The following is a 13,723-nucleotide window of genomic DNA, read 5'->3' as shown; positions in this document are numbered from 1 at the left end:
TCCTAATGCTTCCACTGCGCCGAGCCGGCGTCCCACTCGGTGTACTGGTACGGGTTCTCCAGGATCGCGGTCTCCGGGACGTCCGGGTTCATGCCCCGCAGCCACGCCTCCTCCCCCATGGTCTCGCGGAGGTGGTCGATCGTGGCCGCCACCCTGGCCCGCGCGGCGGCGAGGTCGACGTCGACCAGCCGGCCGTCCCGCTTGACGACCCGGCCGCCCACCAGCACGGTGTGCACGTCGCCGCGCTGGGCCTGGAAGACGACGTGACCGTGCGGGTTGAGGATCGGGAACATCACCGGTGAGGCGTCGTTCTTGATCAGGACGATGTCGGCCTGCCGGCCGGGGGTGAGGGCGCCGATCGTGGAGTCCATGCCGAGGGCGCGGGCGCCGCCCCGGGTGGCCCACTCGACGACCTGCTCGGCCCGCAGGTGGCAGTGGGTGATGGTGTCCTGCTTGGCGTGCGCCTCCAGGTGCTCGCGGGAGCGGTCGGCGCCGAGCGTGGTCCGCATCGCCGAGAAGAGATCGCCGCTCCACCAGACGCTGGTGTCCATGGAGAGCGACACCGGGATGTCGTGGTGGCGCAGTTGCCAGGTGGGCGGGTAACCCTGCCCGGCGCTCTGCTCACTCTCGGTGGAGACGGAGACGGAGCCGCCGGTGGCGGCGATCCGGTTGTACGAGTCGTGGGTGAGCGTCGCCGCGTGCACGTAGACGGTCGAGGGGTTCATGAAGCCGTGCTCGTGCATCAGCCGGATGCCGTCGTCGTTGGTGGCGCCCCAGACGCCGGCGTGGGTGGTCACCGCGGCGCCCAGTTCCCGGGCCACCTCGAAGGCGGCGCGTTCGGGGAAGGCGGGATCGCCGGTGACGTCGAACGCCATCTGGAAACCGGCCAGCTTGCCGCCGTCGATCCGGCGCCGGTGGAAGTCGCGGAACTCCGGCGAGGTGGCCCACTCCCACGGGCCCTGCTGGATGTTGCCGTAGGCGAGCACGAACCGTCCGTCGACCGCCTCGAGGGCGTCGACGGCCGCGTCGGCGTGATCGGGTGTCTGGAGGCCGTGCGACCAGTCGACGGTGGTGGTGACGCCCGCGTCGACCGCTTCGATCGCGGCGAGCAGGTTGCCCGCGTACACGTCCTCGGGCCGGAACAGCTTGCCGGATTCCAGGTAGTACCAGACGAAGTACTGCGTCAGGGTCCAGTCGGCGCCGTACCCGCGCATGGCGGTCTGCCACATGTGCCGGTGGGTGTCGACCATTCCCGGCATGAGGATGCCGCCGGCGGCGTCGATCTCCAGGGCGTCGTCGGGAGCGGTGAGGCCGACGCCCACCTCCGCGATCCGGTCGCCGATGACCAGCACGTCGGCGCCCGGCAGCACCGTGTGTGCGTCGTCCATGGTGAGAACCAGGCCGTTGCGGAAGACCACCGGCCGGGAGGTTGCGCTCATCGCCACCCATTCCTTTCCGGGTACGAGGGGTTCCGGACCGTTGTCCGCTGTGCGGCCAGCCCCGAGTGGCGCCAGTGTGGTCCCGGTCACGAAGTCGTGTCAAGGACCCGTTTCGGTACGATGAGCTGACCGTTGACAGCTCCCAGCCGGTGACGCAAGCTATTTCTGCGGACAGGTGTCCGCAGAACGGGCGGAAACATGGTGCAGCATTCGACGGGGCCACTAGCCGGCCTGCTCGTCGCGGACTTCTCCCGGATCCTCGCCGGGCCGTACGCCACGATGCTCCTGGCCGACCTGGGCGCCCAGGTGATCAAGGTGGAGAGCCCCGGTGGCGACGACACCCGCACCTGGATGCCACCCACCCGCGACGGCGTCTCGACGTACTACCTCGGCATCAACCGCAACAAGCGGTCGATCGCCCTCGACCTGAAGAAGCCGGACGACCTGGCGGCCGCGCAGGAACTCGCCCGCCGCGCCGACGTGATGATCGAGAATTTCCGGCCCGGCGGCCTGGCCCGCTTCGGCCTGGACTACGACACCGTCACCGCCGGCAACGAGAAGGTCGTGTACGCGAGCATCAGCGGTTTCGGCACCGGCGCCGGAGCGGACTTCCCCGGCTACGACCTGATGGTGCAGGCGATCTCGGGCCTGATGAGTCTCACCGGCGACCCGGACGGCCCGCCGTACCGGGCCGGCATCTCCGTGTTCGACGTGATGGCCGGGCTGCACGCGAGCATCGGCATCCTCGCCGCGCTGCACCACCGTGGCGCGACCGGCAAGGGGCAGCACGTCGAGGTCAACCTGCTCAGCTCCGCGCTGTCCGGCCTGGTCAACCACTCCAGCGGCTACGTCGCCGATGGCACCGTCCCGTTCCGGATGGGCAACGCGCACCCGAGCCTCTTCCCGTACGAGCCGTTGCCCACGGCGGACGGCGAGCTGATCGTCATCGCCGGCAACGACGGGCAGTTCCGCAAGCTCTGCCAGGTACTCGACCTGCCCGACCTGCCCGACGACCCGCGCTTCGGGCGCAACCAGGATCGCACCGCCAACCGCGAACAGCTGCGACCCCTGCTCGTCGAACGACTCGCCAAGCGGACCAAGGACGAGTGGTTCCGCGACCTGCTCGCCGCGGGCGTACCGTGCGCACCGATCAACACCATCGACGGCGGCGTGGCGCTCGCCCAGGAGCTGGGGCTCGACCCGGTGGTGGCCGTCGGCGACGTGCCGGGGGTCCGCAACCCCATCACCTTCTCCGACACCCCCGCCCGGTACGAGCTGCCGCCGCCCGGGCTCGACGAACACGGCGAGGAGATCCGCGCGTGGCTGAAGAGCTGAGCTTCCCGACCGGGATCGGCACGTCCGACCCGACCACCATCTCGCTGCTCGGGCAGGACCTGGCCGCCGACCTGATGGGCCAGGTCGGCTTCGGCGAGCTGGCGTACTGGCTGGTCGCCGGCCGCCGGCCCACCCGGGGCGAGGTGCGGGTCTTCGAGGCGGTACTGGTGGCGCTCGCCGACCACGGCTTCACCCCGACGGCGATCGCCGCCCGACTCACCTACCTGTCCGCCCCGGAGTCGCTTCAGGGCGCGCTCGCCGCCGGCCTGCTCGGTGGCGGCTCGCGCTTCCTCGGCGTCACCGAGGACTGTGGACGCTTCCTCGCCGACACGCTCGCGCAGGCAGGAGAGGTGACCGATTACGACGCCGTGGCGCTCGACGCCGTCACCCGTGCCCGGCAGGAGCGCCGGCTGGTCCCGGGGCTCGGGCACCCCGTGCACAAGGAGCAGGACCCGCGCACCCCCGTCCTGATCCGGATCGCCACCGAGGAGGGTCTGCACGGCCCGCACCTGCGACTGTTCGAGGCAATCGGACGGGTCCACCCGCAGGTGCTCGGCCGGACCCTGCCGCTCAACGGCGCCGGGGTCTGCGGCGCGGCGCTCGCCGACCTCGGGCTCCCCGTCGAGATGTTGCGCGGGTTCGCCCTGCTGGCCCGCGCGGCCGGGCTGCTCGGGCACCTCGCTGAGGAGCGGCGCCGACCGCTCGGCATGGACATCTACCGCACCGTCGACCGCAACGCCGTGTACGAACCCTGATCCCCCTTTTCAGCCCCCGAGAGGAGTGGGAATGGCCTCCATCGTCGCGGTCATCGCCTCCACCCATCACCCCTTCTACTACCGCGCCAGCACGGCCACGGGCGAGGATCGGCCACCGTTCGCCGACGAGTGGACCAGCAAGATCCTGGCCTTCCGGGAGACGCTGACCCGGGCCCGGCCCGACGTGCTGGTGATGGTCGGCTCCGACCACTTCCACCAGCTCTGGCTGGACAACATGCCGCAGTTCCTGGTCGGCAAGGCGCCCTTCTACGACGCCAACTGGTACAACGAGGAGCGTGAGTTCGGCCTGCCCCGCATGCTGCTGAAGGGTCAGGAGGACCTGTCCGCGCATGTGCTGCGGGCGGGGCTCGACGCCGGCTTCGACCTCGCGTTCAGCAACGAGCTGCGCATCGACCACAGCATCACCTGCCCGATCATCACGCTGCGGCCCGAGGCCGACCTGCCGATCGTGCCGATCTACACGAACATCTTCGCGCCGCCGCTGCCGCAGCCGAAGCGCTTCGTCCAGCTCGGCGAGGCGATCCGGGAGATCGTCGAGTCGTGGCCGTCGCACCTGCGGGTCGCCGTCATCGGCACCGGCCACCTCTCGCTCGAGCTCGGTGGGCCCCGGCAGTTCGGCCCGCACGGCCCGGACCCGGAGTTCGACCAGCGGGCCGTCGAGTGGATCGCCAACGGCGACCTGGACGGGTGCCTGCGCGAGGTCACGCTGGACAGCCTGCACTCACCGGGCAACGCCACCCACGGCTTCATGGACTTCATGCTCATGATGGGCGTGGCCGGTGCCGGCGTGAAGGCCGACTACGTCGACACCCTCGACCTGTTCCACACCATGGAGGCGTACTTCACCTGGTACCCGAACGGAGCGCCGGCGGCATGAGCAAGTACCTGCTGAACAAGTTCCTCTACACCGTCGACCGCGATCCGGAGCTGGTCGAGCGCTACCGGAGCGAGCCGCGCGAGCTGGTCGCCTGGTGGGAGGCTGAACGCGCCAACGCGGTGCTCAACTGCCACGGCGGGGAGGCGAGCACCTGGCTGCGCTTCGACGACGTCGAGCGCGAGGCGCTGGCCGCCCACGACCACGTGAAGCTGTTCGAGCTGGGCGCCCACCCGTTCCTGACGCTGACCCTCTTCATCGCCGTCTTCGAGCGGGACAACACCGAGCCGCTGGAGTACCAGAAGTCCTACGGCGCGCGGCTGGCTCACTTCGCGATGCCCTACCCGGACATCGCGACGTGATCCGCGCGGCCCAGCTCACCGCCTGCGGCACTCCGCCGACGGTCTCCGAGCGGCCGGCCCCCGTGCCGGCCGACGGCGAGGTGGTGGTCACCGTCGAGGCGGTGCCGATCACCCCGCTCGACGTGCTCTGCGCCACCGGCACCAGCTACTTCGGCACGCCGGCGACGCCGTACGTGCCGGGCGTGCAGGGTGTCGGCCGGCTCGCCGACGGCACCCCCGTCTGGTTCGGGACCTCGGCCGGCATGCGGCCCGGAGTCGACGGCAGCATGGCGACCACGGTCGCGGTGCCCACCGCCGACGTGGTGGCGCTGCCGCCCGACGTACCGCTGACCCTGCTCGCCGCCCTGGGCCTCTCCGCGGTCGCCGCGCACGCGGCCCTGACCCGCGCCGGCGGCCTGGTGGCCGGCGAGCAGGTCATCGTGCTCGGCGCCGGCGGCGTGGTCGGCCAGGCGGCCGTGCAGCTGGCCCTGCTCGGCGGGGCGCGGCGTGTGATCGCGGTGGCCCGCTCCGCTTCGGCGCGGGCCCGCGCCGAGGAGCTCGGGGCGGCGGCCGCCCTCCCGCTGCTGCCGGATGACGACGTCGCGTCGATGGCCGACCGACTGCGCGACGCCGCCAACGGTCCGATCGATCTCGTCCTCGATCCGGTCTTCGGCGTTCCGGCCGCGGCGGCGCTGCGGGTGCTGCGCCCGGGTGGCCGCCTGGTCAACCTGGGCAGCGCCGCGGGCGCCACCGCGCCGATCGAGTCCGCCGTGTTGCGCAGTGGCTCCTTGCGCATGATCGGCTACACCAACAACGGGTTGTCGACCGAGCAGCGGGCGGCGTCGCTGGCCGTGGTGGCCGGGCACGCGGCCGCCGGTCGGCTCACCGTCGACCATGAGATCGTGCCGTTCGCCTCGGTCGCGGACGCCTGGTCCCGGCAGGACAACGGCACCGCGGCCGGCCGCGTCGTCCTCGCGCTCTGACCAGGCCCGGCCCCAGCCAGGGATCGCGAAACCCTGGATAGACCGCACCTGGTTGGGGCTCGGCGCCGGTGCCACGGTCGGTGCATGACACCTTCCACCCACACCGTCACCGGCCACTGGATCGGTGGCGAGATCGTCGCCGGCTCGGCCGGCACCCTTCCCGTCGTGAACCCGGCGACCGGTGACATCGTCGCCGAGACGCCGGCCGGCACCGCCGCCGACGTCGACCGGGCCGTCGCCACCGCCCGGGCGGCCTTCCCCGCCTGGGCGGCGACCACCCCGCAGCACCGGGCGGATGTGCTGCGCCGCCTCGGCGCGGGCCTCGCCGCCCGGCAGGAGGAGATCGCCGGGGCGATCACCGCCGAGATGGGCTCCCCGATCGGCATGTCCCGGACCGCCCAGGTCGCCTTCCCCGCCGCCGTGATCGAATCGGTCGCCGGCCTCGCCGACGACTTCGCCTGGACCGAGGAGGTCGGCAACTCGCTGATCGTCCGCGAGCCGATCGGCGTGGTCGGCGCGATCACGCCGTGGAACTTCCCGCTGCAGCAGATCGTCTCCAAGCTGGCGCCGGCGCTGCTCGCGGGAAACACGATGGTGTTCAAGCCGTCCGAGAACGCCCCGCTGACCGCGCGGATCCTCGCCGAGGTCGCCGCCGAGGCCGGCGTACCGGCGGGCGTGTTCAACGTGGTGTACGGCACCGGCGCGGTCGTCGGCGAGGCCATCTCCGCCCACCCGGACATCGACATGATCTCCTTCACCGGCTCCACCCGGGCCGGGCAGCGAATCGGGGCGGTGGCCGCGGCGACCGTGAAGCGGGTCGCGCTGGAGTTGGGCGGCAAGGGCGCGAACATCATCCTCGACGACGCCGACCTGCCGAAGGCGGTCACCGCCGGGGTGATGATGTCCTTCGCCAACGGCGGCCAGGTCTGCGGCGCATGGCCGCGGATGCTGGTGCCCGCCTCCCGGCAGGACGAGGTCGTGTCGCTCGCCGTCGAGGCGGCGAAGCAGTTCACCGTCGGCGACCCCGCCGACGAGGCGACCCGGATCGGCCCGATGGCCTCGGAGGCCCACCGGCAGAAGGTCGTCGGGTACATCGAGCGGGGGGTCGCCGACGGCGCCCGGCTCGTGTTCGGTGGCCCAGGTCGGCCGGAGGGCCTGGCGAAGGGCGCCTACGTGCAGCCGACGATCTTCGCGGACGTCGACCCGAACTCCGCGATCGCCCAGGAGGAGATCTTCGGCCCGGTGCTGACGATCATCCCGTACGCCGACGAGGATGAGGCCGTAACCATCGCCAACGGCACGCTGTACGGCCTGACCAGCGGCGTCTTCGGCGAGCCGGAGCACGCCCTCGCGGTCGCGAAGCGGCTGCACGTGGGCCAGGTCGACGTGAACGGCGGTCACTGGAACCCGCTCGCCCCCTTCGGCGGCTACAAGCGGTCCGGCAACGGCCGCGAGTTCGGCCGCTTCGGCCTGGAGGAGTTCCTGGAGACCAAGTCCATCCAGCGCTGATCGCGCCCGGCGTCCCGGCCCGCGCCGTCGGGCCGGGGCTGTCCCGCGCCGTCGGGGCCGGGCCGCCCGGTCCCGCCCTCCGCGCGCTTTTTGCTCTGCTTCAACCGGCGCAACACCGGTTGTCCGGATAGCGGACGTCTGGTGTTGCGTGGGGTGAAGCACAGCAAAGGACTGATGCAAGGCCGCCGCCCCCGGCATCCTCGGGGCGCCGGAGCGGAACACCCCGCCCCGGTTCGCCTGTTGCAGTCACTGTGCCGGTCCCCCACCGGCACCCACCGATCGAGGAGCCACCGTGGACCGCGCCCAACTCGCCAGCTTCCTGCGTACCCGACGCGAGGCGCTCCAGCCCGAGGACGTGGGGCTGCCCCGGGGCCGGCGCCGGCGGACCGGAGGGCTACGACGCGAGGAAGTCGCCGCACTGAGCGGAATGTCCACCGACTACTACAGCCGGCTGGAGCAGCAGCGGGGGCCACACCCCTCGGAGCAGATGCTCGCCGCCCTTGCCCGTGGCCTGCGACTCTCCCTGGCCGAGCGGGACCACCTGTTCCAGCTCGCCGGTCACGCCGTCCCGCACCGTACGGTCCGGGCCGACCACGTCAACCCGGGCATGATGCGGATCCTCGACCGGCTGCACGACACCCCCGCCCAGGTGGTGAACCACCTCGGCGAGACCCTGGCGCAGACCGTGCCGGCGATCGCGCTGCTCGGCGACGAGACCCGGCACACCGGGCTGGCGCGCAGCCTGCACCACCGCTGGTTCACCGACCCGCAGACCCGGCAGCTACACCCGGCGGAGGACCACCAGACGCAGAGCCGGCTCCTCGTGGCGCACCTGCACGCGGCGTACACCCGCGACGGCCGGGGCTCGCGGGCGGCGACGATCGTCGACTCCCTGCTGGCCACGAGCCCGGAGTTCGCCCAGCTGTGGCGGGAGCACCCGGTGCAGGCCGGCTACTGCCCTCCGAAGCGCTTCGTCCACCCGGAGGTGGGGCCGCTGGAGCTGCACTGCCAGACGCTGGTGGATCCCGACCAGTCCCAGACGCTGCTGGTCTTCACCGCCGTGCCCGGGTCGGAGAGCGACGAGAAGCTGCGGCTGCTCACCGTCATCGGCGCCCAGCTCGTCTGACCCCGGTCAGCTCCGCAGGAACGCGAGCAGATCCTTGTTGACCTGGTCCTGGATCGTCGCCGTCATGCCGTGCGGTGCGCCCGGGTAGTAGATCTCCTTGGCATTCGCGACGAGCTTCGCGGTCTTGTGCGCCGAGTCCTTCACGGGCACGATCTGGTCGTCCTCGCCGTGCATCACCAGCGTCGGGATGTCGAACTTCGCCAGGTCGTCCCGGAAGTCCGTCTCGGAGAACGCCTTGATGCTCTCGTAGGCGTTCCACATGCCGGACTGCATGCTCCACAGCCAGAACTGGTCGAGGATCCCCTTCGACACCTTCGCACCCGGCCGGTTGGCGCCGTAGAACATCTGCGCCAGGTCCTGGTAGAACTGCGACCGGTCGGCGAAGAGCTGGGCCCGCAGGTCGTCGAAGACGCTGATCGGCAGCCCCTCCGGGTTGTCCGCGCTCTGCACCATGATCGGCGGTACGGCGGACATGAGCACGGCCTTGGCGACCCGCTCCGTCCCGTGCCGGCCGATGTAGCGGGCCACCTCTCCCCCGCCGGTGGAATGACCGACCAGGGTGGCGTCCCGCAGGTCCAGTGCCTCGATGACGGCGGCCAGGTCGTCGGCGTACCCGTTCATGTCGTTGCCGCTGCGGGCCTGGCTCGACCGGCCGTGCCCGCGACGGTCGTGCGCGACCACCCGGAACCCGTTCTGGACGAGGAAGAGCATCTGCCCGTCCCAGGCGTCGGCGCTCAACGGCCAGCCGTGGGAGAAGGTGACGACAGGCCCCTCGCCCCAGTCCTTGTAGTAGAGCTTGGTGCCGTCCTTGGCCTTGACGTAGCTCATGCCGATGCCTCCTGGTCGCGGGTCGGGAATCGGACGGACGGGCCACGGCGGGCACCCCGTGCCGGCGCCGTACCTGCGGACACCATTGAACGGGTCCGGGACGGTCCTCCCCCGATGCTAGGTGCGGCCGGCGGGCGGGACGGCCGCTTCGCCCGAACGCGGTCCGTGCCAGCGCTGCGCGGCCGGGTAGCGGGCCGGGCTGACGCCCAGGTGACGCCGGAAGTGGCGGGTCAGATGAGCCTGGTCGAAGAACCCCGCCGCGGCGGCGACCTCGGCGGGACGCCGCCCCTCGAGGAGCAGGCGACGCGCGAGCTCGACCCGGCGACCGGTCAGGTACGAGTGCGGCGGCAGCCCGTGCACGTGGGTGAACGCCCGGACCAGATGGGTCGGGTGGGCGTGCAGCAGGGCGGCGGCCTCCCGCAGCGGGACGCCCTCGACGGTGCGGGCGTCCAGCAGCTCACGCAGTTGGACGGCGAGGCCGCGCGCGGCCGGCTGGACGCTGGCTCGGGCCGGCTGCCTGAGCTGCTGGCGGAGCCGGTCCAGGATGAGCGCGAGCTGGCTGTCGGCCTCGAACTCGTCGCCGGGTACGGCGAGCACCTGATGCAGGTGGTGGATCCGGTGCCGCAGTCGCGGATCGGCCAGGTTCGGCTGGTCGACCGCGCGGCCGACCAGCTCCGCACCGAGCGTCGAGGTGTCGAGATACAGGACCCGCTTGCGGAAGCCGTGCGGCGTGGCGGCGCGGCCGTCGTGCGGTACGTACGGCGGCAGCAGGGTGACGGACGTCCGCAGCGCGCCGTGCCGGTGCCGGTCGAGGTCGAACCGGACCGCGCCATCGTCGACGATCAGCAGCGTCCACGCGTCGTGGGTGTGCGGCGGGTACGCGTGATCCACGAAGTGGGCGTGGAAGACCTCGGCGACCCCGGCTACCGAGGGTCGCCACGCGCTGACGTGCGAGCCCGCTGGCCGGGTGACCACGCTAAGAACGTACAAGACCTGCCGGTACCGGTTCGGGCAGGTTCGACGCCATGACCGAACCGATCCGCTTTCCCACCAAGATTGCCGTGCTGCTCCGCAACGACCTGGCGGGCTGGCAACAGCTGAACGTCACCGCCTTCCTGATCAGCGGCGTCGCGAACGCCGAGCCGGAGTTGCTCGGCGAGGAGTACCGCGACGCGGACGGCACCACGTACCTGCCGATGTTCCGCCAGCCGGTGCTGGTCTTCGCTGGCGACCGGGCCGTGCTGGCCGGCGCGCACTCGCGTGCGCTCAGCCGTGGGTTACGCCTCTCGATCTTCACGCAGGAGCTGTTCGCCACCGGTAACGACCGGGACAACCGGGCCGCCGTGCGGGCGGCGGGTCGGGAGAAGATCGACCTCGTGGGGTTGGCGCTGCACGCCCCGCGCAACGTGGTGGACAAGGTGCTCAAGGGTGCCACCATGCATCCCTGACCGGGTCGCCGCGGGTCGGCGCCGGGCTTCCGGCGCCGACCCGCGGCGGTGCTCAGCCATCGGCCCCCAGCGCCACCACCGGGCTGACCCGCGACGCCCGCCGGGCCGGCAGTACCCCGGCCAACGCGGTCAGGACGATCAGCGCCACGAAGAGCCCGACCAGCGGCAGCACCGGCACGGTCAGCGGCGCGTTGATTCCGAGGGTCTGGACCGCCAACCAGGCGTACGGGACGCCGAGCAGCAGACCGATGGTCGCACCGATCACCCCGTAGAGGCCGGACTCGACGGTCAGCATCGTGCGCAGGCCGGGCCGGGACAGGCCGATCGCCCGAAGCAACCCGGACTCGCGTACCCGCTCCACCACCGAGAGCGCGGTCGTGGAGCCGACGCCGACGACCGCGATCAGCACGGTCAGGCCGACCAGGCCGACCGCGATCCAGACCAGGGTGCTCACCACCTCGTCGTTGCGGTCCCGTTCGTCGGCGAGCACCGCGAGGCCCACCCCCTCGCTGCCCCCGATCGCCTGCCGCAGCGCCCGCACGCCGGCGGTGCGGCCGTCCTCGCCGGAGCCGGCCGCGTCGGCCAGCAGACCGGTGTACGCCGTCGGCACGCCGAGCCGGTCCAGGTCAGCCCGGTCGGTGAGGATGCCCGCGTGCAGCGGGCCGTCGCCGGGCAGGACCGCGGCCACCCGCACGTCGACCCTGCGCGCGGCGATGGCGAGCGTGACGGCGTCGCCGGCCCGAAGACCGGCGTTCCCGGCGACCCAGCTGTTCAGCACGATCCGGCCGGGGCCGCGGTCGGCCAGCGTGCCCTCCGCCACGTCCAGATCGCCGGTGCTCGGCAACACCGCCAGGTCCAGGTCGTTCGTCGGGTACCCGAACTCGGCGTCGCCGAGCCTGTCGGCACCGCGCATCAGCGTGACGTCGTCGATGCGCCGGTAGGGCACCACTCGGGACAGCGCGCCCCGCGCTGCCTCGGCCCGGGTCACGACAGCGGCCGGCAGTGTCCCACCGTTGCTGGTGACCTCGAAGTCGCTCGGTGCCGAGAGCGCCATCTCGCGCTCGGCGAGCACCTGCAGCGACGCGCCGCCGATGACCACCCCGGAGATCAGGGTCACGCCGAGCGCGACCACGACGGAGACCGCTGCCGCCCGGCGCGGCGCCCCGCCGATCCCGCCGACCGACATCCGCCCGAGCGACCCGAGCTGGCGCAGCGGCCAACCCACCACGGCCAGCACCGGACGCACCAGCAGCGGCCCGAGCGCGACCAACGCGAAGAACGCCAGCGCACCGGACCCGACCAGCAGGAGCAGCGGCTCCGTCGGGTCGTACGACCGCTGCTCCGGCTCCGGCAACTGGCTGATCGTCGCGACAGCGGCCAGGGCCGCGCCGGCGACCAGGAGCAACCCGAACACCAGGCGCAGTACGCCGATGCCGCGCCGACCGGCGGTGGTGCTCGCCGTGCGCAGTGCCTCCAGGGGGGAGACGCGGGCGGCCGAGAGTGCCGGCGCCAGAACGGCCAGCACGGTGATCACGACGGCGCCGATCACCACCGCGACCGCCGCCGCCAGTGGCAGGCCCGGCGACGAGACCGCGTGGCCGGTGGAGCGCAGGACCGCCGGCAGCGCGTACCCGAGGGCGAGGGCGCTGGCGACGCCGACGACGCCGGCGACGAACCCGGTCAGGGCTCCCTCGGCGGTCAACGCCCCGACCAGGGTGCCCCGGTTCGCGCCGACCGCGCGCAGCAGCGCCAGCTGCCGCATCCGCTGGGCGAAGACGATGCGGAAGGTCGAGGTGACCACCAGCGCGGCCGCGACGACCGCGATCGAGACGAACATGCCGACCAGGATGAAGAGCCTCCCGATCTCCTGGGCCGCCGCGTCGGCCTCCGCCTGGCGTACCTCCGCGCCGGAGCGGACCGGCTGGCCTGCCGCGACCACCTCGGTCACCCGTTGACGGACGGCCTCCGACTCGCCCGGGGCCGCCCGCACATCGACGCGCTCCACGGTCGCCCAGGAGATCACGAGACGGTCCGGGGCGTACGCGTCGGAGCCGGCGTCGACTGCGGTTTCGACCACGCCGGTCACGGTGAGCCGGGTCGGCGTGGTGAGTTCACCGGCCGTGCCGTTGGTCGTGCTGCCGACCCGGAGCCCGAGCCGCTCGGCGGTACGCGGGGTGATCGCGATCTCGCCGGGGCCCTCGGGATAGCTGCCCTCGACCACCTGGACCGTGGCCAGCGGGCCGGTGCCGGGGTCGGCCTGCAGGTTGAGGTATCCCTCGCCGAGGGAGACCCCGATCGCCACCCGGCCCACCGCCTCGGCCACACCGGGCACGGCGCGAACGTGCTGCAGGTCCGTCACGGTGGGTGGCGGCTGCTCGGAGTCGCCGATCACCAGGTCGGTGGCGGCCGGGGTGCCGCTGAGGTTGTCCCGCACGGTCCGTTCGGTGATCTGCTGCACCAGCACGGTGCCGAAGACGACGAACGACGCGACCAGGATCGCCAGCCCGGTCAGGACCAGCCGGCCGGGGCGCCGGGCCGCGGCGCTCGTCTGGGTACGCAGCACCGTCGCCCTCACGCGCCGGCCGCCAGATCACGCAGCGCGTCGGTGACCGACATCTGGTCCGGCTTGTCGATCTTCCCGGCGACCCGGCCGTCGGCGAGCAGCACCACCCGGTCGGCGTACGCGGCGGCGATCGGGTCGTGGGTGACCATGACGACGGTCTGGCCGAGGTCGCGTACCGAGTCGCGCAGGATGGTGAGCACCTCCGCGCCGGAGCGGGAGTCGAGGTTGCCGGTCGGCTCGTCGGCGAAGACCACCTCGGGGCGCGCCACCAGCGCCCGGGCCAGCGCGACCCGCTGCTGCTGGCCACCGGAGAGCTCGCTGGGGCGGTGCCGGAGCCGCTGGCCGAGCCCCAGCACGCCGACCAGGTGTGCGAAGAGTTCCGCGTCGGGCTGCCGGCCGGCGAGATCCAGCGGCAGGGTGATGTTCTGCGCGGCGGTGAGCTGCGGCAGCAGGTTGAAGGACTGGAAGACGAACCCGATCCGCTCGCGGCGGGGTCGTTTT

Annotated in this window: 12 protein-coding genes and 1 pseudogene; 8 read left to right on the top strand and 5 right to left on the bottom strand. The window is 72.4% G+C overall.

All coding sequences use genetic code 11. From position 1 onward, the window contains the following. Nucleotides 1-2: 2 nt before the first annotated feature. The gene (locus tag ACFYPS_RS01225) at nucleotides 3-1,439 is read right to left on the bottom strand and encodes an amidohydrolase family protein (RefSeq protein ID WP_387322214.1); all 1,437 of its coding nucleotides are present in this window, start codon (nucleotides 1,437-1,439) and stop codon (nucleotides 3-5) included. A 198-nt stretch (nucleotides 1,440-1,637) separates the two neighbouring features. Between ACFYPS_RS01225 and ACFYPS_RS01220 the strand changes: the two genes are divergently transcribed. The 7 genes from ACFYPS_RS01220 (at nucleotide 1,638) to ACFYPS_RS01190 (ending at nucleotide 8,383) form a co-directional block, all read left to right on the top strand. Continuing rightward, entirely contained in the window at nucleotides 1,638-2,774 is a 1,137-nt protein-coding gene (locus ACFYPS_RS01220) for a CoA transferase (RefSeq protein ID WP_354962472.1), read from the top strand. Next, on the top strand, nucleotides 2,759-3,529 hold the full coding sequence (locus tag ACFYPS_RS01215; RefSeq protein ID WP_354962473.1) for a citryl-CoA lyase: 771 nt from the start codon (nucleotides 2,759-2,761) through the stop codon (nucleotides 3,527-3,529). The genes ACFYPS_RS01220 and ACFYPS_RS01215 overlap by 16 nt, the downstream gene beginning before the upstream one ends. Nucleotides 3,530-3,560: 31 nt before the next feature. Continuing rightward, entirely contained in the window at nucleotides 3,561-4,427 is an 867-nt protein-coding gene (locus tag ACFYPS_RS01210; protein ID WP_354962474.1) for an extradiol ring-cleavage dioxygenase, read from the top strand. Next, a complete protein-coding gene (locus ACFYPS_RS01205) occupies nucleotides 4,424-4,786 on the top strand; it encodes a hypothetical protein (protein WP_354962475.1) in 363 nt (120 codons plus the stop codon). Before ACFYPS_RS01210 ends, ACFYPS_RS01205 begins: the two co-directional genes overlap by 4 nt. Beyond that, on the top strand, nucleotides 4,783-5,748 hold the full coding sequence (locus tag ACFYPS_RS01200; RefSeq protein WP_354962476.1) for a zinc-binding dehydrogenase: 966 nt from the start codon (nucleotides 4,783-4,785) through the stop codon (nucleotides 5,746-5,748). Before ACFYPS_RS01205 ends, ACFYPS_RS01200 begins: the two co-directional genes overlap by 4 nt. Before the next feature lie 84 nt (nucleotides 5,749-5,832). After that, on the top strand, nucleotides 5,833-7,257 hold the full coding sequence (locus ACFYPS_RS01195; protein WP_354962477.1) for an aldehyde dehydrogenase family protein: 1,425 nt from the start codon (nucleotides 5,833-5,835) through the stop codon (nucleotides 7,255-7,257). Nucleotides 7,258-7,549: 292 nt separating this feature from the next. After that, complete coding sequence (locus tag ACFYPS_RS01190; RefSeq protein WP_387322211.1) at nucleotides 7,550-8,383, top strand: helix-turn-helix transcriptional regulator; 834 nt, start codon at nucleotides 7,550-7,552, stop codon at nucleotides 8,381-8,383. A 6-nt stretch (nucleotides 8,384-8,389) separates the two neighbouring features. Here ACFYPS_RS01190 and ACFYPS_RS01185 read toward each other — a convergent pair whose 3' ends face one another. Both ACFYPS_RS01185 and ACFYPS_RS01180 read right to left on the bottom strand, forming a co-directional pair. Then, nucleotides 8,390-9,211 (bottom strand): alpha/beta hydrolase, encoded by an 822-nt coding sequence (locus ACFYPS_RS01185; RefSeq protein ID WP_354962479.1) that lies wholly within the window; start codon nucleotides 9,209-9,211, stop codon nucleotides 8,390-8,392. A gap of 117 nt (nucleotides 9,212-9,328) precedes the next feature. Further along, nucleotides 9,329-10,186 carry an AraC family transcriptional regulator gene (locus tag ACFYPS_RS01180; RefSeq protein WP_354962480.1) on the bottom strand — a complete coding sequence of 286 codons (858 nt, stop codon included), beginning with the start codon at nucleotides 10,184-10,186 and terminating at the stop codon, nucleotides 9,329-9,331. Nucleotides 10,187-10,236: 50 nt separating this feature from the next. Between ACFYPS_RS01180 and ACFYPS_RS01175 the strand changes: the two genes are divergently transcribed. Further along, on the top strand, nucleotides 10,237-10,659 hold the full coding sequence (locus tag ACFYPS_RS01175; protein ID WP_387322208.1) for a DUF2000 family protein: 423 nt from the start codon (nucleotides 10,237-10,239) through the stop codon (nucleotides 10,657-10,659). A 52-nt stretch (nucleotides 10,660-10,711) separates the two neighbouring features. Here ACFYPS_RS01175 and ACFYPS_RS01170 read toward each other — a convergent pair whose 3' ends face one another. Further along, a complete protein-coding gene (locus tag ACFYPS_RS01170) occupies nucleotides 10,712-13,234 on the bottom strand; it encodes an ABC transporter permease (protein WP_387322206.1) in 2,523 nt (840 codons plus the stop codon). Then, nucleotides 13,231-13,716, bottom strand: a pseudogene (locus ACFYPS_RS01165) (ABC transporter ATP-binding protein); the annotation flags it as partial. The pseudogene ACFYPS_RS01165 and the gene ACFYPS_RS01170, both read right to left, overlap by 4 nt. Nucleotides 13,717-13,723 lie beyond the last annotated feature (7 nt).

The sequence above is a fragment of the Micromonospora sp. NPDC005087 genome (assembly GCF_042872965.1).
Taxonomy (GTDB): domain Bacteria; phylum Actinomycetota; class Actinomycetes; order Mycobacteriales; family Micromonosporaceae; genus Micromonospora.
Note: the sequence above shows the minus strand (reverse complement) of the source record. Positions and strands in the feature narration are given on the sequence as shown.

What these genes read in the sequence shown, in the direction of transcription:
- ACFYPS_RS01225 (WP_387322214.1), bottom strand. Translation starts at nt 1,439, where the DNA reads ATGAGCGCAACCTCCCGGCCGGTGGTCTTCCGCAACGGCCTGGTTCTC.
- ACFYPS_RS01220 (WP_354962472.1), top strand. Translation starts at nt 1,638, where the DNA reads ATGGTGCAGCATTCGACGGGGCCACTAGCCGGCCTGCTCGTCGCGGAC.
- ACFYPS_RS01210 (WP_354962474.1), top strand. Translation starts at nt 3,561, where the DNA reads ATGGCCTCCATCGTCGCGGTCATCGCCTCCACCCATCACCCCTTCTAC.
- ACFYPS_RS01205 (WP_354962475.1), top strand. Translation starts at nt 4,424, where the DNA reads ATGAGCAAGTACCTGCTGAACAAGTTCCTCTACACCGTCGACCGCGAT.
- ACFYPS_RS01195 (WP_354962477.1), top strand. Translation starts at nt 5,833, where the DNA reads ATGACACCTTCCACCCACACCGTCACCGGCCACTGGATCGGTGGCGAG.
- ACFYPS_RS01185 (WP_354962479.1), bottom strand. Translation starts at nt 9,211, where the DNA reads ATGAGCTACGTCAAGGCCAAGGACGGCACCAAGCTCTACTACAAGGAC.
- ACFYPS_RS01175 (WP_387322208.1), top strand. Translation starts at nt 10,237, where the DNA reads ATGACCGAACCGATCCGCTTTCCCACCAAGATTGCCGTGCTGCTCCGC.